The following is a 24004-nucleotide window of genomic DNA, read 5'->3' as shown; positions in this document are numbered from 1 at the left end:
AAGCTTCGGCTCGTGGCTTGAGCCCCGTTACATCTTCGGCGCAGAAACCCTTATTTAGACCAGTGAGCTGTTACGCTTTCTTTAAAGGATGGCTGCTTCTAAGCCAACCTCCTGGTTGTTTTGGGATTTCCACATCCTTTCCCACTTAGCCACGAATTAGGGGCCTTAGCTGTAGGTCCGGGTTGTTTCCCTCTCCACGACGGACGTTAGCACCCGCCGTGTGACTCCCGGATAGTACTCTCAGGTATTCGGAGTTTGGTTGGGTTTGGTAAGACGGTAAGTCCCCCTAGCCCATCCAGTGCTCTACCCCCTGAGGTATTCATCCGAGGCGATACCTAAATATCTTTCGCGGAGAACCAGCTATTTCCCAGTTTGATTGGCCTTTCACCCCTAACCACAAGTCATCGGAGTCTTTTTCAACAGACACCCGTTCGGTCCTCCAGTGAGTGTTACCTCACCTTCAACCTGCTCATGGCTAGATCACTAGGTTTCGGGTCTAATACAACGAACTTGACGCCCTATTCAGACTCGCTTTCGCTACGCCTTCGCCTATCGGCTTAAGCTTGCTCGTTAAATTAAGTCGCTGGCCCATAATACAAAAGGTACGATGTCACCCAGAACGTATCTTGGGCTCCATCTGTTTGTAGGTGTCCGGTTTCAGGTCTATTTCACTCCCCTCGTCGGGGTGCTTTTCACCTTTCCCTCACGGTACTGGTTCACTATCGGTCGCTGAGGAGTACTTAGGCTTGGAGGGTGGTCCCCCCGCGTTCAGACAGGATTTCACGTGTCCCGCCTTACTCGTGGATACATCATCGCATTACTCGTACGGGGCTATCACCCTCTAAGGCCCGGCTTTCCTGACCGGTTCCGATTGTCTTTGATGTATCACTGGCCTGGTCCGCGTTCGCTCGCCACTACTAACGGAGTCTCTGTTGATGTCCTTTCCTCCAGGTACTTAGATGTTTCAGTTCCCTGGGTTTGCTTGAAACCTCCTATGTATTCAGAAGTCTCATACCTTCTCTTGATAACCGGAAATCCAAAACCTCTTCGATCGAAATCTAAAGGCCTAGGCATCTCTCATTTCTGATCGAACCCCACACCAATGTCTTTCGACAAAGGTCTTGGAGTTCCGGCTATCGAAGGTGGGTTTCCCCATTCGGAAATCCATGGATCAAAGCTTCTTCGCAGCTCCCCACGGCTTATCGCAGCGTAGCACGTCCTTCATCGCCTCTCAGCGCCAAGGCATCCACCGAACACCCTTAAGGCACTTGATTGCTCTCATTATCAATGTCCACACACTCGGCAGAATGTTGTCTGTAAGAACTGCCTTGCGGCGCGCGCCCTCGATGAACGCTATTCTCACAGCCGGACAATGATTAGAAAGACCAGCTTGCTTCGTAAGATCGTTCCGATAGCGAGGCGGTCAAGCTTCGCTAAAAGGATCATTTACAACTCGCATTCCTCTCAGAGGCAGCCTTGCGAGCTACGTTGAAAGGCGCACGAGCGCCGAAATGATCCGGAGATAATGAAGTATCGCGCAACAATTGCTTGTTGCCCGATCCAACTCGGATCGATCTCCTCTTTACGATGTCAGAAATCACGCAGCTCACTGTCCATCCGGACTAGTAAGTGCGAAGTGATGTTTCGCGGACGATTTAGATGCACGATCAGTCGATGATCAAACCATCTGGTGGAGCCAGACGGGATCGAACCGACGACCTCATGCTTGCAAAGCACGCGCTCTCCCAGCTGAGCTATGGCCCCGTAACCAGAAGACGAATGCTCACTCGATGAGTGTGGTGGGCCTGGGAAGACTTGAACTTCCGACCTCACGCTTATCAAGCGCGCGCTCTAACCAACTGAGCTACAAGCCCCTAACGCATATCCAGTCAAGGACCAGGGATTCTGCAAGGTTGCAGCCCCAGCGCGTGTTCGTCCGCGAAGAAAGAGAAACGAAGACGGCGAAATCCCGCCAATGCAGCTCAACAATCCTGACGATCGTTGGCCACTGATGTTTCTAAAACGGTTCGATAGAAGCAAGCTTCTGAAGAACCATCCTTAGAAAGGAGGTGATCCAGCCGCAGGTTCCCCTACGGCTACCTTGTTACGACTTCACCCCAGTCGCTGACCCTACCGTGGCCGGCTGCCTCCATTGCTGGTTAGCGCACCGTCTTCAGGTAAAACCAACTCCCATGGTGTGACGGGCGGTGTGTACAAGGCCCGGGAACGTATTCACCGTGGCGTGCTGATCCACGATTACTAGCGATTCCAACTTCATGGGCTCGAGTTGCAGAGCCCAATCCGAACTGAGACGGCTTTTTGAGATTTGCGAAGGGTCGCCCCTTAGCATCCCATTGTCACCGCCATTGTAGCACGTGTGTAGCCCAGCCCGTAAGGGCCATGAGGACTTGACGTCATCCCCACCTTCCTCGCGGCTTATCACCGGCAGTCTCCTTAGAGTGCTCAACTAAATGGTAGCAACTAAGGACGGGGGTTGCGCTCGTTGCGGGACTTAACCCAACATCTCACGACACGAGCTGACGACAGCCATGCAGCACCTGTGTTCCAGGCTCCGAAGAGAAGGTCACATCTCTGCGACCGGTCCTGGACATGTCAAGGGCTGGTAAGGTTCTGCGCGTTGCGTCGAATTAAACCACATGCTCCACCGCTTGTGCGGGCCCCCGTCAATTCCTTTGAGTTTTAATCTTGCGACCGTACTCCCCAGGCGGAATGCTTAAAGCGTTAGCTGCGCCACTAGTGAGTAAACCCACTAACGGCTGGCATTCATCGTTTACGGCGTGGACTACCAGGGTATCTAATCCTGTTTGCTCCCCACGCTTTCGTGCCTCAGCGTCAGTATCGGGCCAGTGAGCCGCCTTCGCCACTGGTGTTCTTGCGAATATCTACGAATTTCACCTCTACACTCGCAGTTCCACTCACCTCTCCCGAACTCAAGATCTTCAGTATCAAAGGCAGTTCTGGAGTTGAGCTCCAGGATTTCACCCCTGACTTAAAGACCCGCCTACGCACCCTTTACGCCCAGTGATTCCGAGCAACGCTAGCCCCCTTCGTATTACCGCGGCTGCTGGCACGAAGTTAGCCGGGGCTTATTCTTGCGGTACCGTCATTATCTTCCCGCACAAAAGAGCTTTACAACCCTAGGGCCTTCATCACTCACGCGGCATGGCTGGATCAGGGTTGCCCCCATTGTCCAATATTCCCCACTGCTGCCTCCCGTAGGAGTTTGGGCCGTGTCTCAGTCCCAATGTGGCTGATCATCCTCTCAGACCAGCTACTGATCGTCGCCTTGGTGAGCCATTACCTCACCAACTAGCTAATCAGACGCGGGCCGATCTTTCGGCGATAAATCTTTCCCCGTAAGGGCTTATCCGGTATTAGCACAAGTTTCCCTGTGTTGTTCCGAACCAAAAGGTACGTTCCCACGCGTTACTCACCCGTCTGCCGCTGACGTATTGCTACGCCCGCTCGACTTGCATGTGTTAAGCCTGCCGCCAGCGTTCGCTCTGAGCCAGGATCAAACTCTCAAGTTGGACTTGAACTTTGAACCGGCTGATCACAACGTTTGACGAGGTCCCACCATTATTTCGACAACCGAAGTCGCCGAGCTGCCCGCGATTCACATCGCTGGCAGCGATGGTGTTTCCTTTAAAACGTGTACCGCCGAAGTCTTTCGTCCCCTCTCAGAACTCAAAAGCCGAAGCTCTTCAGTGTCCGAGAGGCGCAAGGACTCCGCCGTCCACGTTTCTCTTTCTTCATCTTCACTTGTCAAACAGCCCGGGACCACGAGGCCCCAACCTTCCAGAGTGGAAGGGTTCCGACACCCTTACCGACGATGAATGAACTCCAATCGACTTACGTCGACTGTTGTGTCACTCAACAAGGTGAGGAGCATCAAGAGCGTGCATGCTTCCCTTGGCATCTAGGCCAAAGAGAGCGCCCGACAGACGAGCAACGCTGGAAAACGCATAGACGCTCACTCACCTGACTTCAAGCAGAAAATGAAAAATTTCCACTTCGCCAATCTTCTCGTATCCGCGTAGCAGAGCAGCAAGCCTGCTCGTCCTGGTTAAGCCCAGACGTTCATCGACTTTCCACCCGGGCACTCAGATAGTCAGGACCTCGGAAGAGACCGCTCTGGCCGTCGAGTTAGGGAACGATGCCTCTGCACGCCCACGCGACGTTTGCAAAGGACCTCGGGCCGTCGGGCCGGCCGGCCTCGTAGGCATCGCGCACGGCGGCGTCGGTGCGCGCTCGCTCCGCAGCGTCGAGCGCTGCCACATACTTGCCGAGCGGCCCTTCGCCAGCGGCAATCGGCGTCCAATAGTCGGCAAAGCTTTTGTAGTCCATGCGGATCATCAGCTCTACTTCCGCAATGCTCACGAGACCCTGTTCGGCAAAAGTCCGTCTCAGTTCGCCCGGCTGCATCATTGGTTGAAAGCAATAGCGACTGCGCAGCTGGCGCCCGCTTTCACCGAGTGCCGCCACCGTGTCGACCATCATGCGCATGCCGGGCATCCCGCCGAGATGATCCCACACCGCTGCCGCGACCACGCCGCCCGGCCGAACGACGCGGCGCATCTCGGCTACTGCCTTACCGGCTCGGGAACGAAGTGGAGCACGAGAAGCGCCAAAGCGCGATCGAACGTGCCGCCCTCGAAGGGCAGTGCACAGGCATCAGCCTGCCGGACTTTTATTCGCGGGTTTGTGTTGCGCCGGATCACGTCCTCGACAAAGACTGGTGAATAGTCGATCGCGGTAATCTCGGCGAGGTCGGCGGCTCTGGCGAGCGTGAAGGTCAGGCTACCGGTGCCACAGCCGATGTCGAGAATCCTTTCGCCGTCGGAAATCCCTGTGAAGTCGATGAATTTCCGCGCGAGTCTTCGGCTCCAGCGGCCCATGAGCTGCTCATAGCCCGCGGCGTTGTGGACGTTGAATTCTGAGGTCATCGAAGTCTCCGTGCGCTTCCCAGATTTTTAGATCTCCACGAGGTGGCTGCACAGCCGCTAACACAATCGCATTGCGATCGCGGCGAGAACGCCGTGCTGCTTGCTCTGTGGATGCGTATGAGAAGATCCGTCACGGCGAGCTCCTTTTGAGGGCTACCATGCCTCATCGAGGCCGAGTTGCCCAAACACCTCGCGACGAAGCTCAACGAAGTGCGGATCGCCCCGGTGGCGAGGATAGGGCTGGCTGTTGACGACTTCAGCCTTGACCCGTGCAGGCCGGTCGCTCAGCACGATGACACGGCCAGCAAGCAATAGCGCCTCCTCGACATCGTGCGTGACCATCAGCGCCGTGAAGCGCGAGCGCTGCCAAAGTGATACGAGTTCCGCCTGCATCGCGATGCGAGTCAGCGAGTCGAGCTGGCCCAAAGGTTCGTCGAGAATGAGCAGCTTTGGGTCGTTGACAAGCGCACGCGCCAGAGCCGCGCGTTGCGCCATGCCACCGGAAAGCTGGTGCGGGTAGGCATTGGCGAAGCCCGTGAGCCCCACCAGGCGCAAGGCGTCTTCGATACGCCCGCCATGAGTGCGTAGCAACCCGCGGGCTTCCAGACCGAGCGCAACGTTGCTCCGTACCGTCCGCCATGGATAGAGCGTTGGGTCTTGAAAAACGACGACGCGCGACGGATCGGGTGCTTCGATCTCTCTTCCCTCCGCTAGCAGGAAGCCGGCTGTTGGAGTGTCGAGCCCCGCGACCAGCCGCAGCAGGGTCGATTTTCCGCACCCACTCGGCCCCAGGAGAGCGACAAATTCGCCGCGGCCGACCTGAAGGCTGATGCGGTCCAATACCGGCAGGGGCTGCCCTTCGAGATCGAAGCTGTGGCTCACTTCGCGGAGCGTTAGCGTCGATCCACGGACCGCGTGATCGCTTGCGATCGCCGCTACCATCGCACCAGACCTTTCTGCCAGGATAGCAGGCGGTCCCGCAAGCGGAACAGCAGCGTGATCAGCCCTGAGCACAAGAACGCCATGAGCAGCAGCGCGGCGTACATATTGGCATAGGCCGCCCAACCTTGCGCCCATTGCAGGTACCAGCCGAGCCCCGCCTTCACGCCCAGCATCTCGGCTACGACAAGAACCGCAAACGAGTTGCCGAGACCCATGAACAGGCCAACAAAGACATGTGGCATTGCCGCCGGAATGGCAACCTTGAGCACGAGGAAGCGCTGGGTTGCTCCCAATGTCCGCGCAATATCGTAATAGGCGCTCTTCACGCAGGCGACGCCCGACCAGGTCAGCACGGTGACCGGAAACCCGGTGGCGAGCGCAATCAGGAAAATGCTGGCGCTGAAGCTCGACGGGAAAACAAAAAATGCGAGCGGCAGCCAAGCTGTCGCGGGCAGCGGCCCGATGAACCGCAAAACTGGGTGGATCCAATAACCGGCGAGCCGCGACCAGCCGATCGCCACGCCGGTTACGAACCCCACCGCCGCACCGAGAAAGTAACCGGTCGCGAGCAGACGCGCTGAGGCGAAGATGCCTTCAGCCAGCCGCCCCCAATCATCGATTACGACTTCGACAACGGCCTGCGGCGGCGGAAAGAACGGCAACGGCAGCAATCCAAGCTTTGCTGTGACGGCCTCCCAGGCAGCAAAAAACAGCGCGAGCGCAAACAGCCACGGGGAGAGCCACTGGAGACGCTGAAAAGCAACAAAACGAACGCCGGCAAAGGCTGCCAGGGCGAGCGCAAGGGCCAACGCGCCGCAGGCAATCGCGAAGCCGCCGGTGTAGGCCCAATCGCTCTCGGGCTTATCCGGCCAGAGCGCAGTGAGCACGGCGACCATAGACCATGCGGCGGCAACAGACAGTCCGCCGATCAACGACCGAGTGGTCGAACTTTCAAAAAAGCCGAAACCCGATTTCTCTGATGGCCTCGGCACTTCATCGATGACCGAGCTCACTGCGGATCTTCCCAATCGGCTCAGCTTAGAACGTCAAGATAAATCCGCTCGGCGAATTTGGCCGGGTCAGTGCTTCGCTTCATGACGTTCACTGCCTTGAGTTCGTCGGTGTAGAGTAGAAGCTGCTTCTTGAGCGTTGCCCCGACCGGGTGATTGTGGTGAGTATGGCTGCGATACATCGTGGCGAGATCCTCTACGGATCCTCTCCCGCCGTAGCCCGAATAGATTGCTGCGGCATCGGCGGGATCGCTGGCAACTAGGTCTGCCCCCTCCAGTATCGATCGGGTCAGAGCGGCCGCCACCGGCATTTCGCTTCGGGTGAGGCTGCCACGTATCGCGAGAACGCAGCAGGTGCGGTCGGCGAATTCACCCGTCAAGTTCGTCGCGATCTCGTTGAGTTTGCCTTCCTTGAGCCAGAGGTAGGGCAGCGGATCTATCTCGGCCAGCGCCTGCACTTCGCCCTTGTCGACGGCAAGCGCGAGCAGATTGGCCGGGTACTGGCGCCACTCTACCTCTTGGGCCGGATCGATGCCCTTTTTGGCGAGGTAGATCGAAAAGAAGTTCTTCGCTGGGCTCGCTTGATCGCTAATCCCGATAGCCTTGCCGCGCAGGGATTCCAGGCTGTCAATATTCGCAGCCTTGGAGCCGAGGAGCCGGATGCAGCCGCCGTGCACACCGGCGGTGATCCGAACGTCGAAACCTTGCTCCAGCGGTTTGAGCCAGCGCAGGGCCAATCCCAAACCGGCATCCGCCTTGCCAGTTGCAATCGCCTCCAACAACTGGTCGGTCGAACCGCCGAAATTGACGAATTCGACATCGAGGTTGTGCTTGGCGAAGATACCCCGCTCCTTTGCGACTGCCGCAGCGACGGTGCACGCCGCGTTCGCATTCCAGGCGAGTTTGAGTTGGCGGGGTGGGCCCTGCAGCTCTTCACTGCTCGCTGCGGCGCGACAAATAAGAGGCTCGCCGGGAATATAAGACAGCGATCCAGTCCCGGATGCCGTCAGCGCGCGAGCCGCTCCAAACATTCCAAGCGGCGCCGTGGCGCCGAGGGTGCAAACCAACGTCAACACCGAGCGGCGGGAGAAGGCGCCCCGCTTCGCTTCGGACAGACCTTTCGTCAAGCTGTTGCCAATTTCGCGCTTTTCCATGTGTCGCTCCCAAACTCGCGTGTGAATGGAATAGAACTGGGCGGCGCTTTGCGGGGCCTTAGCTCACCTCTCTTTGGGCATCATCCGAGCCCGTCTGCTACACGGGTGTGAAGAGCTTCACATTAACGCAAAAAATTGAAAGGAGATAGCCGCGCGGCGATTAAGGCTCTTGTCAATCGTGTTGACCTACTCACGGCGGCGTCTGTCGCATTTGATCGCGATCGGCGCGAGTAGATGGTCAATATCTGAGTCGACACGCACCAGCATGCATGGAGCCTGCGTTGCGCGAATTGAGCAACGCCCGGACCGAGATCATGCAGGATAGGCTGAACTTCGACGCTAAGTTCAGCATGCTTTGGAATGGTCGGCTTCCCGCTTCGCTAGCTTGATCCCGGGAATGGCATCAATGTTGCGCCGGGGCATACTTACAAGGAGGTCGCATGATTACCGCCGTTGTACGATACACACTGCCGCCGCAGATCGACCACGCCGCGTGTCGCGAGCACTTTCACAAGATCGCCCCCAACTTCCGCGGGGTGACGGGGCTGATCAGCAAGCACTTCATCTGGTCCGAAAGCGGCTGGGCGGGCGGCGTGTACCAGTGGGAGCGTATCGAGGACGCTACGGCGTTCTACACCGGGCCGTGGCTCGAGGGCATCATCCAGCGCTACGGCATGAAGCCGCAGATCGATTTTTACGAGGTTTTTGCGGTAACAGACAACACGCGCGGTAAGGTTGAGCTGTTCGAGGAGGCCGTTGCTCCAAATGACCCCAGCAGATAGCTCTTCTACCGCACTAGCGCGTAGAGGTGGCGTTGTATGAGAGGATAGCTGCGGAATCCTCACGTCATCGTAGGTAGCAAGTCCACGCCGCGACCGAATGCGACGATCACTCTGATCTTGGCTCTTCGGAGACGTGCCGATCAGGGCAAATGTCCGCGTTTCGCCAAGAACTGCCCTCCCCGTTAAGTCGCAGTTTGACCCAACCCGGACATATCTTGCACCGGAGACAAGTAGCCCTTTTGGGCGTCCGGTAAGGCCGCCGCCTCGCCGGACCGATTAAGCTTCGACCGCTTTAGTTGAATGTTTGCAGCCTCAATTTGAGCGATCCGTCGGCTTGGCGTTCGAAGACGTGCGTCGCCAAACCACTGAAGGGAGACGGCTTGCCCTCCTTGTCCTTACCCGTAGCGCTCCACTTGGCTGTGCCGAAGACTACCTTGTCGTCTCCGCCGGCATCGATCATCTCCAACTTGTGATCCGTCACACCGCTCGCGAAGAGTCCGGCAAAGAACTTCTCGATCTCGGCCGGCCCCGACGCGACCTGATGTGTGGGCGGCATCAATTTTGCCGTCGCGACATAGGAGGCGCCGATGGCTTTCTCGTCGTGCTTATTAAATGCGGCATCCCAAGCGGCGTAAGCCTTCTCCACGTCCCCCTTGGCGTCCGCGGCCAACGAAATTCCCGGCGCGCCGAGCAGACAAATGAGTAGTGTTGATGTTTGAGCCAACTTCATAGGATACTCCTCTGTTGGATAACGCCTTTCCCGAATGATTAGATCATCTCTCCGGTCGTCTGCCGCGGCTGCGCTCCCGCCAGCATGACGACACCGTCGCCGGTCGCGCTGTGGCCGGCCATTGTTTCATTACGAAAGAGGTGCAGGCGATGGCAACTTCAACGGCGCCGTTCACCTCGGGAGTCCATATCGCGCGTCATGACATCGCTAATGCATCCGGTCCACGCGCCGAACTTCAACCACCACGACCAGTTTTGCGAAGGCAAATTCAGCTGGTTGCCGGAAGAGTCCATCCAATAGTTCGCGGAACAGCAATTCCGGGCAATTACCGTCAACCACGTTGACAAATGGGAGAGAGCGACGGCGCACACATTGCCTAGACCGGAAATCCCCGAGCTGGTCACGGTGTAATTCGCCTTTTGGCCCTTAGCTGACTTTGCCGCGTTGGAGATCGCGCCGGAAGGGTTTGACCATACTTTCCTCGCCGGATCCGGCTCCGAGGCGGTCGACACCGCCCTTAAGATGGCGCTGGCCTATCACCGGGCGCGCGGCGAAGGCCATCGCCAGCGCCTGATCGGGCGCCAGCGCAGTTACCATGGAATGGGATTCGGCGGACTCTCGGTCTCGGGCATCGGATGGCAGCGGGCGCAGTTCGGCGTCATGCTTCCGGGGGTGTCACACCTTCCTCACACACATGATCTCGCGCGAAATGCGTTCAGCAAGGGCGAGCCCGAGCACGGCGTCGAATTTGCAGATGCGCTGGAAGGTCTCCTGACCGCGGTGGACCCCTCGACAGTCGCAGCCGTCATCGTCGAACCGATAGCTGGCGCCGGCGGCGTGCTGCCGCCGCCCAAGGGCTATCTCAAGCGGCTGCGCGAGATCACCAGCAAGCACGGCATCCTGCTGATCTTCGATGAGGTCGTCACCGGCTTCGGAAGACTAGGGGCGCCGTTTGCCGCACAGGCTCTAGGCGTCACGCCGGACCTCATGCGCGAATGGGATGAGTAACGGCGCCGTTCCAATGGGAGGCGTGCTGGTTCATCATCATGTGCACGAGGCCATGTCGCAGGGACCGGAGGCCACCGTCGAGCTCGCTCACGGCTACACCTACTCCGGCCACCCGCTTGCCTGCGCCGCCGCGATTGCCACCCTGGATGTCTATCAGGAGGAAGGCATCTTCGAGAAAGTCGCGCGCATCGCCGGGACATGGGAAGCCGCCATTCACGACATCAGGGGCGCCGGCGGCGCGGTCCGCGATATCCGCAACCTCGGGCTACTTGGGGCCGTAGAGATCAAAGCTGCCCCGAACGCTCCTGGTCAACGGGCCCGCGCCGTGGCGAACAATTGTTTCGAAAATGGGATCTTTGTTCGCGCTGTTGGCGATACACTGATCCTGTCGCCGCCTCTTATCATCAACGAGGAGCAGATTGGTCAGATCGCCGATGGCATCAAGAGCGGCATTCGGACATTGTAAGATACTGAGGCGCAAACAGAGGCCGCCGGAGACCGTTACAGGAATTTCTCGCGGCCCTGTGCTTTGATCTCGGTCTCCAGTTGCTGATCGAGCTTGTCGAGGCTTCGCCTCAAAACCTCGATTTCGTGCGGATCGAGCGCGGCCATGAGCTTGCGCTCGACCCGAACAACGAATTTCTCGATATCCTTGTAGACCTTGCGGCCATCGGTCGTGAGGCTCAGGCTGGCGCGGCGGCGGTCCGCTTTATCCACGTCACGATGAATCAGCCCTCGGCGCACCAGCAATTCGATGGAGCGCGCGACCTTGAACGCATCGGACGAGGTCAATGTCGCAAGTTGCGTGGCCGTCAGCGGCTGATGCCTGGCAATGACCGCGAGGCTTCGCCAGGCCGGCATCGTCAGCTCGTAACGATCTTCGTACATGGGGGAGATGAAGCTGCCCAGCCGCGAAGCGATGAGACCGAACCGGTATCCGGTCCAGTTCTCGAGCGGGAGGATCGTGCTGACCTTGTTCATCAAGACAATTTGCTCGCGGTGATGGGAGCAGAACCATAACGAGTTGCACTGCACCGCTCAACCGCTCGCTTTCCGGACGATCGCGTCATTGACGCAGGGGCGAATTACTTGCATAATGCAAATAATAAGCATTCAAAAGAGCTAGGGAGGATCACCATGTCGAAATCGACTGACGGCCAGGATCTGACGCTGGTTGGCCCGGGTACGGTCATGGGCGAGATGATGCGGCAATACTGGATACCCGCCGCCCTCTCTTCGGAACTATCGGTCGACGGCGATCCAATGCGCCTGATGCTGCTTGGTGAGCAGCTCATTGCCTTCCGTGACAGCTCGGGCCGGGTTGGCGTGCTGGATCATCAATGTCCACATCGCTGTGCCTCGCTGTTCCTCGGCCGTAACGAGCAGGACGGCATCCGTTGCGTCTATCACGGCTGGAAGTTCGACGTTGACGGCCGCTGCCTCGAAATGCCGAACGTCCCCCCTCCGCAGGATTTCAAGGAAAAGGTCCGCGCAAAAAGCTACAGGGTTCGCGAGTGCGCGGGCCTCATATGGGTTTACATGGGCGCGCGGGCCGAGGCGCCGCCGATGCCGATGCACGAAGCGCTGTTCGTTCCGGAGCAGGATCTGACCGTCACCATCCTCCAACGCGAAGCCAACTGGCTCCAGGGCCTCGAAGGCGATATCGACACGTCGCATTTCGGCTTCCTGCATGCCGGACACATCAACCCTGATGATTTCGAGGAAGGCCACCCGGCCCGTCACACGGTTTCCAACCGAGCGCCGGAGTACAAGGTCACCGAGACCGACTGGGGCACGATGTACGGCGCGTTTCGGCCGGAAGCGGACGATCGAATGCACTGGCGCATGGCGCATTTCTCACTGCCGTTCTGGACCCAGACCCCGAACGCCGACTTTGCCGACCACGTGGTCGCCAAGGCGTGGGTGCCCATGGACGACACCCACACGATGCTGATCTCGATCTATGGCGGCCGCGCCAAGGGGGCGACTTACTCGAGTTCCAAGCTGAAATCCGGTGGCGGCATCCCCGGGGCCGACGGTCTGGATTATCTGCCCAACACCACGGACTGGTATGGGCGCTGGCGTGCGGTCCAGAACATCGGCAACGACTGGCAGATCGATCGCGAAGCTCAGCGCACCAACAAGATCTACACCGGCATCCGCAACATCGTGATGCAGGACCAAGCCGTCACGGAAAGCATGGGGCCGATCGTCGATCACACCAAGGAACATCTCGCACCGAGCGACGTGATGATCGCGCGGACGAGGCGGCGCCTGCTCAACGCTGCACGGGCATTCGCCAACAGCGGCACCGTGCCGCCCGGCGTCGACGATGCCGAGGTGTTCTGGAACGCGCGCGCAGGCTCCTACTACGCTGACGCGAAGATCGACTGGCTCGAGGCCTATCAGGACAAGTTGAAGACCGCCATTCGCTGGCGTGCCCCGAGCCCGCAAGCCGCGGAGTAGCGACAATGGCCACGCCGGACCGGGAAAAGCGCGCGCGCATCACGCGCCGCGCTACGGTGTTTGGACTGACCGCCTCTTCGATCCTGCCATCGATCATGGCCCCGTCGAGAGCGGAGGGCGAATGGTCCGCGTTGGTCGCAGCCGCAAAGAAGGAAGGCCGCGTGGTGCTCTACAGCGCGTTCGTCGGCCTTGCCGCGCACAAGGAGCTCAAGAAGGAGTTCGAGTCCGCCTACGGAATCACCGTGGACATTCTCGAAGCGCGCGCGAGCGAAGTCCGGGAGCGCATCCGCATCGAGCAGGCCGCGGGCCGCAACGCAGCCGACGTCTCCGAGAACGGGCGGACCACGACCACGCTGCAGATCAAGGAGGAGCGTGTCTTCGAACCTCACGGCCCCCTCCCCAGCCTCGGCCGTCTCAAGGCGGACTTCCCAAGCGACGGCATGCGGCTCCCTGTCTTTGCGATCGTCTACGGCATCCTGGCGAATACCATGCTGGTCAAGCCGGCGGACGAGCCGAAAAGCTGGCTCGACCTGACGGATCCGCGCTGGAAAGGAAAAATCCTCAGCGACGATCTGCGGACGCTCGGCGGCGGCGGCGTGCTCTTCTCGGTCCTGCAGGACCTCTACGGGCGCGCCTTCCACGAGAAGCTTGCCCAGCAGGACCTGAAGTTCAGCCGGGAGATACCCGCAAATGAGCGCCGCGTAGCGCGCGGCGAATACCCGCTCTACATCCCCGACAGTCTGACATCGCTGCTCGAACTCAAGGGCCTCCCGGTCAAGTTCATCGCGCCAAAGGAGGGGCTGCCCTACGTCGGCTACGATCTCGCGCTGCTGAAGAATGCGCCTCACCCAAACGCGGCGCGGCTGCTGATGGAATACTATCTGGGCAAGACGATGCAGCAGAGCCTTGCGAGGCTCGGGCTGCTGCCGACCACGGCGGACGCGCTGACCGGTGTCGATCCCGCGGTGGCACAGATCGAAACAACGAAGCTTCTCGGCACCACCGATCCCGAACGCATGAACGAGATGCTGTCTTTGGCTCAGCAGATCTATCGCTGAGAGGCACCCCCGGCTTAAGGGGCTGCGCCGGCCTGCTCCGGCACTGCCCAAGCTGATTGCTGCGGAACGACGACGGTCACATTGTCTCCGACGGAGAAGCCACCGAACGGCGGCGCATCGACATTGAGGCGGCTATCGTCGGTCTGCACCACGACCGACCGGATCGGGCCGCGGAAGATCGTGTGCGCAATCTGTCCGGACCATCGAAGCTCGTGGTCACTGTGAGCCGCATCCGGCGCCGCGATACGCGCGTCCTCGGGACGAACCATGACGGTCACGGGCCGCCCGGGCCGGATCTCGCTTGCCGACTCGCACGCTCCACGCCAGCCCTTGCCGACGACGTTGAGCCGCACCCGGCGATCGTCGATCCGCGTGCAGGCCTCCACACTGGCCTCCAGCAGGTTCGGTGTTCCGAAGAAGGCCGCCACGATCCGGTTTGCGGGATAGCGATAAATTTCCTCGGGCGCACCGATCTGCTGGATTCGGCCGCGATCCATCACGACCACACGGTCGGACAACGCCATCGCTTCGGCCTGATCATGTGTCACGTACAGGCTCGTCATCCCAAGCCGTCTCTGGATCGAACGGAACTCGTCGCCCATCTGCAGACGGAGCTTTGCGTCGAGATTGCTGAGCGGCTCGTCGAGCAGCAGCACCTTGGGTTCGAAGACGAGGGCCCGCGCGATCGCCACTCGCTGCTGCTGGCCGCCGGACAGCGCCGGTGCCGGCCGCTCGGCGAAATCCTGCATTTCGACGAGGCGGAGTGCCCTGGCGACGAGATCGCGTATCTCGGCCGCGGATTTGCGGCGCACCCGCAGCGGATAGGCGACGTTCTCGAAGACGGTCATGTGCGGCCAGATCGCGTATGACTGGAAGACCATGCCGAGCCGCCGGCGCTCCGACGGAACAAAGACGCCGCGAGCCGCATCGCTGACGACCTCGTTGCCTATGCTGATGCGGCCGCCGGAATTTTGCTCGAGGCCCGCGACCATCCGCAACGTCGTGGTCTTGCCGCACCCCGACGGCCCCAGCAGGGTGACGAATTCACCCTCGCTGACGCGCAGGTCGACGCCGTCGACCGCGACGAAATTACCGAAGCTCCGGCTCACCTTCTCAAGAACGACATTCGACATGGCACGATCCAAGCCTGGTCACATTCCACCGATACGGCTGCTGATGAACTTGAGTTGAACCCAACGGAAGACGATCACGAGAACCATCATGATGAGCCCAATGACACTGACCTGCTCCGCATTGCCGTTCGCCCACAGCTTCAGCAGCACGACAGACAACACCTCGGAGCCGACAGAATAGAGCAGAACGGATGCGCTCAGCTCGCGCATGATGCCGAAGAACACCAGCACCCATCCGACGGCGAAGGAAGGCCAGGCCAGGGCAAGGACGATGCGCCTCATGGTTTGCAGCCAGCTTGCGCCATGCACCCGGGAGCACTCCTCGAGGTCGAACGAAAGCTGCGCATATGCGCTCGACATGGCGCGCACCGAAAGCGGCGTCCCAAGCGAAATATAGGCCAGCAGCAGCGCCCAGATCGTGCCGTAGATCGGAATCGCGTGAGGCAGCAGAGCAAACCCCCAGAGAAACCCGACACCAAGGACGATGCCGGGCATCATCCACGGCAGCCAAGCCATCGAATCGATCAGCAACCGGCCTCGCCACTTCGTTCGGACCGAGACATAGGCGACGGTTGCGCCGAGCAACATCGTCAGCGTGGCGCCGACGAGGCCCAGGAACATCGTGTTGCTGAACCCGCGCCAGAACTCGCTGCTGCCGAACACCGCCTGATAGTGCTCGAGTGTCAGCATGTCCCACTGGTAGAACCCGAAGAACTTGAAGAACGAGCCGATGATGAGTTGCCCGACCGGGAGGACCACCGTCACCACAAAGAACAGAACGCAAAAGGCAAAGGTTGCCCATCGCCATGCACCGAGTTTCATCACCGAAGGTGAATAGCCCTTGCCGGTGATGGTCTGAAAACTCCGGCCGCGCAGCATCCGCCGCTGCAGAAGAACGATCAGGAACAATAGCGCCATGATGACGAAGCTGATCGCGGTTGCATACTGATATTGCGGCGGCGACCGCTGGTTGATCGAGTCGTAGATGTCCGTCGTGATGACCCGAATTCCCGCCGGTGAGCCGAAGAAGAGCGGCGACTCGAAATTCTCGATGCCGCGAATGAAGCTCAGGATGGCCGCACCGGTCAGCGCGGGCAGCATAAGCTGCAGCGTGACAGAGCGAAAAGTTCGCAGGCGTGATGCGCCGCACATGGTCGCCGCCTCCTCGAGACTCGGATCCATCGCTCGGAAGGCGTCCACGATAAGAAGAAACAGGAACGGCACGGAATACTGCATCATGTGCCAGACTACGCCGCCATATGAATAGACGTTGATCGGCGCTGTCTCTGATCCCGTGACCCACTGATAGAGCTGATTGAGCAATCCGACCTGCGGATTGCCGAGCATGCCCCACGCCATTGCGGTCAGGATCGGGGGAATGAAGAATGGCAGCGTGATCAGGACTTCCAGAGCCCCCCGGAATGGCGTGTCGGTTCGCGCCAGTATCCAGGCGAGCAAGACGGCCAGGATTACCGAAGGGATGGTCTTGGCCAGGGATATGCCGACGGTGTTGAAGAGTGTCACCGCGCTTTGCAGCGTGATGACGTCGCGATATCCGTCCAGATTGAAAGTGCCGGCCATTCCCGGCGGCGTCGAATGCAGGCTTCCATAGAGCAGCATCGACAGCGGATAGACGGAAAGGAAGGCGAGAACGACGACGAGCAGAGCGAGCGCCGCAAGGCGGCCTGCCGCAGTCGCCTGCAGCCACCGCCCGATCCCGCTCAGGCCGGTCGTACGCCTCTCGACGAGGTTGTTCACTCCCTCTCCGGCTGAAACGCTCATGGGTCTCTCAGGGGTAAAGCTTCTTGGCGAGATCCATCATCGAGGAGCGCTCAGCCAGCTTGGCGGGACCAATGATCTTGGCGTTCACGAACTGCTGCGCGTCCGGATTGGCGCGCTCGGCGGCCGCGGCGTTCACCGGAAGCATCCATGCGTTCGCGTAGAGCAATTGCGACTCGACGCTGAGGAAGTGGTCGATGAACAAACGCGCAGCGTTGGGATGCGGCGCGTTCTTGAGCACCGCGAGATCCATCTCCGCGAAAGGTGCACCCTCCTTCGGAATCACGACTTTCACCGGCAGCCCCTTCAGATCGGACGTAAAGGCAAAGATCTGCGGGATATAGATGGCGTACTCGCCGCGAGCGACGCGCCGCGCGTCGTTTCGCATATCGCGGCTGAACACGGGCTTTTGCTCGGCGAGCTTCTGGTTGAAGTCGGTGCCCATGGTCTTTTCCAGGATGGCGAACATGGTATTCCCGCTGCCGAGCGGCCGCATGTCGTCCGAGAGGATCTTGCCCTTCCATTTGGGATCGTTGAGATCGTTCCAGCTCGTCGGGATGTCCTGCTCCTTGACCAGCCGCGTGTTGATGAGGATGCCCATCGGCTGCATGAAGGCCGGCACGCTGTATTCATTGGCTTTGAACGGCGGTCGCAAATGGGCGGCATTCGGGATCGGCGGCAGTTTCTGCACGAAATCGCCGTTCTTGAGTTGCTCCTCGATCATGGTCGTCGTGACCATTTCCGCGTCGCCCAGAAAGCGGCCGGCCGCCTGCTCGGTGCGGATGCGCTCGGAGAGCTCACTGGCACGGAGGTCGAGACTCTCGACCGGAATTCCGTACTTCGCTTCGAACGACTTGAGGACAGCCGTGAAGTAGGGAGCGCCCAAGGCCATGTTGTAGACCACGACTTTGCCTTCCTTCTTGGCGGCCTCGACGACCTTGTCCCAAGAACCGTCCTCGGCTTGCGCGGAGCTCAACAGACCCACGAAACAGGCGACAGCCGCCGACATCCCTAGCTTGAACACCACTTACTCCTCCCAATGCGCTTTTATTTGCTTAATTGATTCACTGGTCTTCAGACTTCCAAGACAACATATTGCTTGTCGATCGTGACCTGAAACGTTTCGGCGCGCAGCTCGCCTTCGATCAGCGCGCCTCCGGGCTCGACTTTCAGCTCATAGCTTCGGACCTTGGTGCGATCCGGCTCGCACCATGACCGACCGGTTCGCAGATCGAATTCCCAGCCATGCCACGGGCAGCGCAACAACTCACCACGACGGCTGTATTGATAGTCACCGGGCCCCGTCGCCTCGACGAGCCCGACGATGCGTCCCTTGCACAGGGACGCCCCCTCATGCGGGCAACGATTGCCGACGGCGAAATACTCGCCCTCGACATTGAAGATGCCGATCTCGCGTCCATTGACCTGGACCAGCAGGCGCTGGCCCGGCGGGATCTGATCCACGGTCGCAACCACATGCCGCGCCATCAGTCCAGCCTGTAGAACTTGCGCGCATTCTCGTAGAGAAGCTGCTCGCGCTGGGCCTGTGTGAGGTTGGCACGAAACGCGTAGCGCGGATCGTCGAAATCCCAATGCGGGTAGTCGGTGGAGAACAGCAGCCGATCCCATCCGATCCTGTCGAACAGATCGATCAATTCGGCCGACGTCGCCGGCTCTTCCATCGGCTGCGTGCTGAACCACACCTGCTCGCGCACATATTCCGACGGCGGCTTCTTCACATGAGGAACCTCGCTCCGAAGGCGTGCCCAGTGCTTGTCCATGCGCGCATTGAGCGACGGTACCCAGCCCAAGCCGCCTTCCATGATCACGACGCGCAACTCGGGAAAGCGCGCCAGGACCCCTTCGAAGACAAGGCTCGCCACGACCGCCTGCATGGTCTGGGCGACCGAGTGATGTTCCTCCATGTAATAGGATGTCCATCCGCCGCCGGTCGATGGATGGCCATTGGTGCCACCGACATGAATCGTGATCGGCAGGTTGTTGCGCACGGCCGCCTCATAGATCGGCCAGTAGCGCCGGCGTCCGAGCGGCTCGTCCGTCTTGGGCAGGATCAAGATCTGGGTAAAGTTGGGATCCCCTCCCCTGGAATCGATCTCGGCGACGGAGGCAACCGTGTCTTCCTGGGCGATCAGCACCGAGGCCCTCAAACGCGGCTCCTGCTTCACCCAGCGTTCGACCTGCCAGGTGTTCATCGCGCGGGTCAATGCGACGCCAAGGTCGAGATTTCTCTGACTGCCCGGATTCCAGCGCAGGGGTATCAACATGCCCACCTCGATCCCGTTCGGATCGAGGTGCTGCTTCTTCATCAGGTCAAGGCTCGATCCCGGCGGCCCACCCTCCTCCGGATAGGCATCGATCCGCGCAGCGTCGGGCGACATGCGCGGATGCGACAGCGCCTCGGAGAAGGCGTGGCGCAGGTGGCTGCCATAGACCGTAAGATGCTCGATCCATTGCCTTTCCAGATAAGGATGCACCTCGGTCCAGGACGTCATCGCCGGATGGATGTCGCAATCGATGACTTTCAGCTTGTAGTTCGAGGCCCGTGGCCGTTCCAGTTCAACGGTGCTCATGGCACAACCTCCATGATCTGATCGGCCGTGGCCAATCGCGAGTAAGTGGCGAGCGCATTTTCACTGGCGATCTTGCGGAAAAGCGCATCAGGGAGCCGGCCGGAGAGAACCGCATCCCCGTCGAAATGCCAATGCGGATAGTCCGTCGAGAACAGGAACAGTTCGTCCGACTTGATGTGATCGGCGAGCCGCATGATGGCCTCGCCGTCGTCCGCCGCATCGACCGGCTGGACGGTGAAGCGCACATTGTTACGGATGATCTCCGACGGCGTGCGCGTGACCCACGGAACCTCGGCTCGCACGCCTTTCCATGTCTTGTCGGCGCGCCAGATGAACCCGCTCAGCCACGTCAACCCGGATTCGATTGCAACGACCTTGAGCCCGGGAAACTTCGCGAACACGCCCTCCGATATCAGGCTTTGAAGCTGGCTCTCGAATGCGGCGGATTGCGCCACATAGTCCTCGACATAGTATGACGGCCACCCGACGGCGGTAGGCGCATATCGATAGGCGCTTCCTGCGTGAATTCCGATCGTCAGGCCGAGGCGCTCGGCGCGTTCGTAGATGGGCCAGAGATGTCGCCGGCCCAGCGTAGTTTCACCGGACACCAGCATGAGGACCTGCACGAACCGGAAGTCGTCGGCGCGGCGGTCGATTTCCGCCACGGCGAGTTCCGCGTTGTGCGACGGGATCACGATCGAGGCGCGGAGGCGCGGATCCCGATTGAGCCAGTGATCCCTGATCCAGTCGTTGGTCGCCCGGCAGAACGCTGCCGCCATATCCTCACTGTGAAGGACCTGCGCGCCGTAGAGGCAGTTCAGAATTCCATAGCGTGGTCGAAACCGATCGAGCACATGGTCTTGCATCGCTTCGAGCGAGGAGCCCGCCTTCGCACCACCCGGGAGAAGCCAGTCCGGACGACAGGATAGTGGCGAGTTCTGCGGGTAGCTGGTCAGGCTCAGATTGAGACGGTCGAGCGCGCGGACGGAGACCATCTCGCGCCAATAATCGTCCAGATAGGGCAGGAGGACGCCCATCCCGGGCACAGCCGGATGAAGGTCGCAATCGATTGCGCCGGCATACGTCCTCGCCTGATCAAGACCGGCGACCAAGCCGTTTCCTTCCATGTCACTCTCGCCACTTTTTTCTTGGAATTGGGAGATTGGACGCTATGTTGATACATCAATAAATGTTTTGTCAAGAAATTTGATCTGGATCAATGCGCTGCAAAATGCGGGACTTGGAACGAAGTCCATTGGAGATCTTCGAAAATGCCGGCGACCAAGAAATTCGAGAGGGAGAAAGCTTCGGACGAACGTTCCCGGAATGCCGGAATGCTGGCCCGTGAACATGTGGCCGTGCTGGTGTCGACCCTCGGCATGCGCCTCAACAGAGGCGCGACTGCGTATTACCGCGCGGCCTGGAACATCGGCATCGTGGAATGGCGTCTTCTCATGACGCTCAAGAGCATCGAATCCCTCAATGTCAGTGAACTTTCCGACGCTGCCGACGTCGACAAGGCTGCAGCAAGTCGCAGTCTCGCCATCCTGGCGGATCGAGGGCTGATCTCGATCGAGCAGACTCGCTCCCGTGGCAGAGCCGCTATCGCCAAGCTTACCCGCGAAGGTAGAGATTTCGCCACTAGAATGGCCGAAGCCTCGCGTAAGCGCGAGGCTCGGCTATTCAAAGATTTCCCAATCGCCGACAAAAAACAATTGTCGCAACTTTTACTTCAGCTTTCTAATGCCATGGATCATGCTGATTGGGAGCACTAACGGATCAGACAGCAGCGGAAGGATCAAGTGAGCTACGACGCTCAAGTCCACCCCGCAGAACGTTTCTCGATAGGATGTCCCCGTCTCACTCACGGCACGCGCGACGCTCTTGCCCTCCTTAGGGAGACGACCGGCGGTTTCGGATCGCCCCCAAGGTCCTGCTAGATGGCGCATTGTTCTGAAAGTTGTAGCCGTCTCTCGCTTTTCAACCCGGATCGGCCGCAACAATTCGTAGACGTGGCTAGGCTTGATCTCTGGGATCGTGAGTTTCCAATTGTCGGGCCAGCGTACCGTTTGAGCGACGACGGCCATTGACTGCGATGCTTCGTGCTCCAGATCGACCAGTGCTTGCGCATGTAGATTTCGGCGCACAGCTCGAAAGTAGGCAGGGTGACCTTGGTCTCTCCGGCTTTCGCTTCCTCAGGCGCCGCTCGCTTCTCCACACGATGTCGACGCCGGGTGCGCTGCGATCGCCTTTGACACGAAGACGCGCTGCGTCGCGGGCAAGCCGCGCGTCCTTTAGCGACACGTCTTTGAGCGATCCTAGACCGAGCCAGCGCGGCTTACCTTCTTTCCAGTATCGGTAGCACCAGTTCTGGCACTCGCGACGACGAGGTAGAGACCGTCGCCGTTGTTGTTGCTGGCTGAGAAGATGATGACGGCACTGCGAAAATGCGAATAACTTCCGTTGGTCACTTTTGAGGGGCTGTGTAATAGGCCAAGCGGTCTCCCATCCTCAAGCAAGTCGATCTGGTCGGACCACTGTCAAAGTCTTGGCACTGGCCTGTTTCCGGCGACAGTGGCCTAGTTTGAAATGACAACGTGGCCCGTTTTGTTCTGGGCCAACCATACGGTGTATTCACGGGCGGAACACGCCGTCATAGATTGCCGAACTTTCCCGATCTTGGCACGATCTGCAATAGACGCCGCATTCTGACGGGCAATATCATTTCCCGTTTCAGGACTATGGAGGGCGGGCGCGCTTCGCGGGCTAGCTCTTAGTCCGTATTCCTGACCGCCTCAGCTAGTATGGCGTAAAGCTGGCGCTTGCTGAGCTCTTTGGGCTGCCGCTTCTCCAGTGGTTTCGACACCTTCTTACCTACAGTGCGGGCACAAGCGGCGGACAATGCCGCTCTCTTCCGGTCTACCCCTGTGAACGGAAATCGTCAGACTGCACCGGCGTGTATCACGCGGGCCAAAACCGGACTCGTGCACCGCAGAAAATGATGCGCATGATCTACTTATCCTATCGGTTCTGGTATGATCCCTAAGGTGGTTGAAGATCTCGGGAAGCGGATGAGCCCGAATTTTTCGAGCAGGAAGGGCATCTGCGGAACCGAACGTAGCATCAGACGTTCTTCCGGCGTATGAGCAGCGCCGTCGCCCCGGCGCAGCCCGCGCAGAGGCGTCGCGCTGTGCTGGTCGGAGAGAATGCTCATGAGACTCACTCTTTCGGTCATCAAGGCTGACGTTGGCTCAGTCGGCGGGCATACGAAGCCATCTTCACGCATGATGGCAGCTGTCGAGGGCGAGGTCGCGAAGGCGATCTGCAATGGTCTGTTGATCGACGGTTTTGTCTGCCACACCGGCGACGACATTGCGATCATCATGACGCACACACGTGGCGAGGGGAGCTCAGAGATCCATCAACTCGCCTGGAAGGCGTTTCTTACGGCCACTTCGGTTGCAAGGACTTCCGGTCTCTACGGCGCCGGCCAGGATCTTCTCGCAGACGCACCTTCCGGAAACATTCGCGGTGCCGGCCCGGGCGTCGCCGAGCTCAGCTTCGACCACAGCCTCTCGGGGCCGAGACCCGCGGAATCATTCATGGTGTTCGCCGCCGACAAATGCGGCCCCGGCGCCTATAACCTGCCGCTCTACCTCGCCTTCGCTGATCCCATGTATTGCGCCGGGCTGATGCTACCCCCGATGATCAAGGGATTCCGTTTCCATGTCATCGACATGGACCACACGGCGGGCGACAGCGTGATCGAACTCGACGCGCCCGAGGACAACTACCACATTGCCGCGCTGCTCCGCGACAACGAGCGCTTTGGCATTGATCGCATCGTTTCTCAAACATATGGCGAGGTTGCCGCCGCCGTGTCGGCGCAACGTCTTCACGCAATCGCAGGCAAGTACACCGGCAAGGACGATCCGGTCGCAATCATCAGGAACCAGGGAATTTTCCCGGCGCCCGAGGAGATTATCTCGCCCTTCGCCAAGGCACACTTCGTGGGTGGCGATGCGCGCGGCTCGCATGTGATGCCGCTGATGCCCGTGCCGCTCAATACACCGGTCACTGGCATGTACTGCCTGCCGATCGTTTCTTGCGCTGGCTTTTCGGTCGACAAGGACGGCCGCTTTTCCGAGTCCTATACCGATTTCTTCGACAACCCGGCGTGGGACGAGGTGCGCCGGCGCGCGCAACGCAAGGCAATCGAGATGCCCAGCCAGGGCTGGTCCGGCGCTGCGATGCTGCCATATTCTGAGCTGGAATATGGCGGCTTCCGCGACACCGTATCCGCACTCGTGAAGCGATTTCGGCTGCGTGAGGAGCGCAAGCCGGAGGCGGCCGAGTAGCGAAGCTGCGCTGTGCATTATTACGA

20 protein-coding genes, 2 tRNA genes, 2 rRNA genes and 1 pseudogene (1 of these 25 only partly in view) are annotated in these 24004 nt (G+C 59.7%); 7 read left to right on the top strand and 18 right to left on the bottom strand.

Annotation, left to right across the window (positions count from 1 at the left end; translation table 11 throughout):
* The 8 genes and pseudogenes from AB7535_RS01985 to AB7535_RS01950 all read right to left on the bottom strand — a co-directional run.
* Window positions 1-1274 (bottom strand): 23S ribosomal RNA (locus AB7535_RS01985) (it extends 1599 nt beyond the left edge of the window).
* A 414-nt stretch (window positions 1275-1688) separates the two neighbouring features.
* Window positions 1689-1764 (bottom strand) — tRNA-Ala (locus AB7535_RS01980).
* Window positions 1765-1797: 33 nt separating this feature from the next.
* Window positions 1798-1874: transfer RNA gene (locus tag AB7535_RS01975), tRNA-Ile, on the bottom strand.
* Between the two features lie 188 nt (window positions 1875-2062).
* Window positions 2063-3551: ribosomal RNA gene (locus AB7535_RS01970) — 16S ribosomal RNA — on the bottom strand.
* The 16S and 23S rRNA genes sit together here with 2 tRNA genes alongside, the layout of an rRNA operon.
* A 616-nt stretch (window positions 3552-4167) precedes the next feature.
* Window positions 4168-4967 (bottom strand): annotated as a pseudogene (locus AB7535_RS01965) (class I SAM-dependent methyltransferase).
* A 153-nt stretch (window positions 4968-5120) separates the two neighbouring features.
* Window positions 5121-5909 carry an ABC transporter ATP-binding protein gene (locus AB7535_RS01960; RefSeq protein WP_085398208.1) on the bottom strand — a complete coding sequence of 263 codons (789 nt, stop codon included), beginning with the start codon at window positions 5907-5909 and terminating at the stop codon, window positions 5121-5123.
* Entirely contained in the window at window positions 5903-6922 is a 1020-nt protein-coding gene (locus tag AB7535_RS01955) for an ABC transporter permease (protein ID WP_245343889.1), read from the bottom strand. Before AB7535_RS01955 ends, AB7535_RS01960 begins: the two co-directional genes overlap by 7 nt.
* 20 nt (window positions 6923-6942) lie before the next feature.
* Window positions 6943-8073: an ABC transporter substrate-binding protein gene (locus AB7535_RS01950; RefSeq protein ID WP_085398206.1), complete on the bottom strand. Its 1131-nt coding sequence runs from the start codon at window positions 8071-8073 to the stop codon at window positions 6943-6945.
* Between the two features lie 440 nt (window positions 8074-8513).
* Here AB7535_RS01950 and AB7535_RS01945 point away from each other — a divergent pair, with 440 nt between their 5' ends.
* Complete coding sequence (locus AB7535_RS01945) at window positions 8514-8855, top strand: hypothetical protein (protein WP_085398205.1); 342 nt, start codon at window positions 8514-8516, stop codon at window positions 8853-8855.
* 292 nt (window positions 8856-9147) lie between these two features.
* Here the strand turns inward: AB7535_RS01945 and AB7535_RS01940 are convergent, their stop codons facing one another.
* Window positions 9148-9585, bottom strand: coding sequence for a YybH family protein (locus tag AB7535_RS01940; RefSeq protein ID WP_071916327.1), 438 nt, complete (start codon window positions 9583-9585; stop codon window positions 9148-9150).
* Between the two features lie 444 nt (window positions 9586-10029).
* Here AB7535_RS01940 and AB7535_RS01935 point away from each other — a divergent pair, with 444 nt between their 5' ends.
* Window positions 10030-10593, top strand: coding sequence for an aminotransferase class III-fold pyridoxal phosphate-dependent enzyme (locus AB7535_RS01935; protein ID WP_275552147.1), 564 nt, complete (start codon window positions 10030-10032; stop codon window positions 10591-10593).
* On the top strand, window positions 10586-11059 hold the full coding sequence (locus AB7535_RS01930) for an aminotransferase class III-fold pyridoxal phosphate-dependent enzyme (protein ID WP_283808584.1): 474 nt from the start codon (window positions 10586-10588) through the stop codon (window positions 11057-11059). The genes AB7535_RS01935 and AB7535_RS01930 overlap by 8 nt, the downstream gene beginning before the upstream one ends.
* A 35-nt stretch (window positions 11060-11094) precedes the next feature.
* On the opposite strand, the gene AB7535_RS01925 is transcribed toward AB7535_RS01930, so the two are convergent.
* Window positions 11095-11574 (bottom strand): MarR family winged helix-turn-helix transcriptional regulator, encoded by a 480-nt coding sequence (locus tag AB7535_RS01925; RefSeq protein WP_085403315.1) that lies wholly within the window; start codon window positions 11572-11574, stop codon window positions 11095-11097.
* Window positions 11575-11730: 156 nt separating this feature from the next.
* Here AB7535_RS01925 and AB7535_RS01920 point away from each other — a divergent pair, with 156 nt between their 5' ends.
* Together AB7535_RS01920 and AB7535_RS01915 are read left to right on the top strand one after the other, a co-directional pair.
* Entirely contained in the window at window positions 11731-13059 is a 1329-nt protein-coding gene (locus tag AB7535_RS01920; RefSeq protein ID WP_063985290.1) for a Rieske 2Fe-2S domain-containing protein, read from the top strand.
* A gap of 5 nt (window positions 13060-13064) precedes the next feature.
* Window positions 13065-14117, top strand: coding sequence for an ABC transporter substrate-binding protein (locus tag AB7535_RS01915; protein WP_085403314.1), 1053 nt, complete (start codon window positions 13065-13067; stop codon window positions 14115-14117).
* A 14-nt stretch (window positions 14118-14131) separates the two neighbouring features.
* Here AB7535_RS01915 and AB7535_RS01910 read toward each other — a convergent pair whose 3' ends face one another.
* From AB7535_RS01910 to AB7535_RS01885, 6 genes are read right to left on the bottom strand one after another with little or no spacing between them, the layout of a single operon-like run.
* Window positions 14132-15250, bottom strand: coding sequence for an ABC transporter ATP-binding protein (locus AB7535_RS01910; protein ID WP_085403313.1), 1119 nt, complete (start codon window positions 15248-15250; stop codon window positions 14132-14134).
* 18 nt (window positions 15251-15268) lie between these two features.
* Window positions 15269-17032, bottom strand: coding sequence for an ABC transporter permease (locus AB7535_RS01905; protein ID WP_439037216.1), 1764 nt, complete (start codon window positions 17030-17032; stop codon window positions 15269-15271).
* A 7-nt stretch (window positions 17033-17039) separates the two neighbouring features.
* Window positions 17040-18056, bottom strand: coding sequence for an ABC transporter substrate-binding protein (locus AB7535_RS01900; RefSeq protein ID WP_245344197.1), 1017 nt, complete (start codon window positions 18054-18056; stop codon window positions 17040-17042).
* Window positions 18057-18103: 47 nt separating this feature from the next.
* A complete protein-coding gene (locus AB7535_RS01895) occupies window positions 18104-18517 on the bottom strand; it encodes a Rieske (2Fe-2S) protein (RefSeq protein ID WP_063985295.1) in 414 nt (137 codons plus the stop codon).
* Window positions 18517-19620, bottom strand: coding sequence for an amidohydrolase family protein (locus tag AB7535_RS01890; protein ID WP_135217089.1), 1104 nt, complete (start codon window positions 19618-19620; stop codon window positions 18517-18519). Before AB7535_RS01890 ends, AB7535_RS01895 begins: the two co-directional genes overlap by 1 nt.
* A complete protein-coding gene (locus AB7535_RS01885; RefSeq protein WP_354113996.1) occupies window positions 19617-20747 on the bottom strand; it encodes an amidohydrolase family protein in 1131 nt (376 codons plus the stop codon). Before AB7535_RS01885 ends, AB7535_RS01890 begins: the two co-directional genes overlap by 4 nt.
* A gap of 144 nt (window positions 20748-20891) precedes the next feature.
* On the opposite strand from AB7535_RS01885, the gene AB7535_RS01880 reads away from it, so the two are divergent.
* Window positions 20892-21395, top strand: coding sequence for a MarR family transcriptional regulator (locus AB7535_RS01880; RefSeq protein ID WP_439037215.1), 504 nt, complete (start codon window positions 20892-20894; stop codon window positions 21393-21395).
* 241 nt (window positions 21396-21636) lie between these two features.
* On the opposite strand, the gene AB7535_RS01875 is transcribed toward AB7535_RS01880, so the two are convergent.
* On the bottom strand, window positions 21637-22110 hold the full coding sequence (locus AB7535_RS01875) for an Arm DNA-binding domain-containing protein (RefSeq protein ID WP_343287581.1): 474 nt from the start codon (window positions 22108-22110) through the stop codon (window positions 21637-21639).
* A gap of 526 nt (window positions 22111-22636) precedes the next feature.
* Window positions 22637-22834 (bottom strand): hypothetical protein, encoded by a 198-nt coding sequence (locus AB7535_RS01870; protein WP_135217087.1) that lies wholly within the window; start codon window positions 22832-22834, stop codon window positions 22637-22639.
* Between AB7535_RS01870 and AB7535_RS01865 the strand changes: the two genes are divergently transcribed.
* Window positions 22827-23978: a fructose-1,6-bisphosphatase gene (locus tag AB7535_RS01865; protein ID WP_349642911.1), complete on the top strand. Its 1152-nt coding sequence runs from the start codon at window positions 22827-22829 to the stop codon at window positions 23976-23978. The genes AB7535_RS01870 and AB7535_RS01865 overlap by 8 nt on opposite strands.
* Window positions 23979-24004 lie beyond the last annotated feature (26 nt).

Source organism: Bradyrhizobium sp. 956_D2_N1_4 (assembly GCF_052076025.1).
GTDB classification, from domain to species: Bacteria; Pseudomonadota; Alphaproteobacteria; order Rhizobiales; family Xanthobacteraceae; genus Bradyrhizobium; species Bradyrhizobium barranii.
This window is presented reverse-complemented; position numbering and strand designations above follow the sequence as displayed.

Bases quoted from the DNA above. Each gene is read 5' to 3' on its own strand.
- AB7535_RS01905 (WP_439037216.1), bottom strand. From the start codon at position 17,032: ATGAGCGTTTCAGCCGGAGAGGGAGTGAACAACCTCGTCGAGAGGCGT.
- AB7535_RS01895 (WP_063985295.1), bottom strand. From the start codon at position 18,517: ATGGCGCGGCATGTGGTTGCGACCGTGGATCAGATCCCGCCGGGCCAG.
- AB7535_RS01960 (WP_085398208.1), bottom strand. From the start codon at position 5,909: ATGGTAGCGGCGATCGCAAGCGATCACGCGGTCCGTGGATCGACGCTA.
- AB7535_RS01920 (WP_063985290.1), top strand. From the start codon at position 11,731: ATGTCGAAATCGACTGACGGCCAGGATCTGACGCTGGTTGGCCCGGGT.
- AB7535_RS01925 (WP_085403315.1), bottom strand. From the start codon at position 11,574: ATGAACAAGGTCAGCACGATCCTCCCGCTCGAGAACTGGACCGGATAC.
- AB7535_RS01915 (WP_085403314.1), top strand. From the start codon at position 13,065: ATGGCCACGCCGGACCGGGAAAAGCGCGCGCGCATCACGCGCCGCGCT.
- AB7535_RS01880 (WP_439037215.1), top strand. From the start codon at position 20,892: ATGCCGGCGACCAAGAAATTCGAGAGGGAGAAAGCTTCGGACGAACGT.
- AB7535_RS01945 (WP_085398205.1), top strand. From the start codon at position 8,514: ATGATTACCGCCGTTGTACGATACACACTGCCGCCGCAGATCGACCAC.
- AB7535_RS01885 (WP_354113996.1), bottom strand. From the start codon at position 20,747: ATGGAAGGAAACGGCTTGGTCGCCGGTCTTGATCAGGCGAGGACGTAT.
- AB7535_RS01865 (WP_349642911.1), top strand. From the start codon at position 22,827: ATGCTCATGAGACTCACTCTTTCGGTCATCAAGGCTGACGTTGGCTCA.
- AB7535_RS01950 (WP_085398206.1), bottom strand. From the start codon at position 8,073: ATGGAAAAGCGCGAAATTGGCAACAGCTTGACGAAAGGTCTGTCCGAA.
- AB7535_RS01930 (WP_283808584.1), top strand. From the start codon at position 10,586: ATGAGTAACGGCGCCGTTCCAATGGGAGGCGTGCTGGTTCATCATCAT.
- AB7535_RS01870 (WP_135217087.1), bottom strand. From the start codon at position 22,834: ATGAGCATTCTCTCCGACCAGCACAGCGCGACGCCTCTGCGCGGGCTG.
- AB7535_RS01910 (WP_085403313.1), bottom strand. From the start codon at position 15,250: ATGTCGAATGTCGTTCTTGAGAAGGTGAGCCGGAGCTTCGGTAATTTC.
- AB7535_RS01940 (WP_071916327.1), bottom strand. From the start codon at position 9,585: ATGAAGTTGGCTCAAACATCAACACTACTCATTTGTCTGCTCGGCGCG.
- AB7535_RS01890 (WP_135217089.1), bottom strand. From the start codon at position 19,620: ATGAGCACCGTTGAACTGGAACGGCCACGGGCCTCGAACTACAAGCTG.